At 41.8% G+C, this 287-nt stretch carries 1 protein-coding gene; it reads left to right on the top strand.

The genetic code is table 11. The features are described 5' to 3' along the window. On the top strand, positions 1–287 hold a 287-nt coding region (locus JO375_RS12610), incomplete at both ends, for an RNA-guided endonuclease TnpB family protein (RefSeq protein ID WP_229524813.1).

The raw sequence follows: 287 nt of genomic DNA, 5'->3' as shown, positions 1-287 counted from the left end.
AAGATTCGTAATCAGCGTCAGGACTTCTTGCACAAAGTATCTTCCAAGATGATTAACGAAAACCAAGTCATTGTCATGGAAGACCTTCGAGTAAAGAACATGATGAAGAATCCAAAGCTTGCCAAGGCGATTAGTGAAGTATCCTGGAGCCTGTTCCGTTCAATGCTAGAATATAAAGCGAAGTGGTATGGACGTGATCTGATGATTGCACCTAAGAACTACGCTAGTAGCCAATTATGCTCATGTTGCGGTTACAAAAATGCAGATGTGAAGAATCTTGGCTTGCG

The sequence above is a fragment of the Paenibacillus farraposensis genome (assembly GCF_020736845.1).
Lineage (GTDB): Bacteria > Bacillota > Bacilli > Paenibacillales > Paenibacillaceae > Paenibacillus > Paenibacillus farraposensis.
The sequence above is the reverse complement of the archived record's forward strand: the minus strand, read 5'-3'. Positions and strand labels throughout refer to the sequence as shown.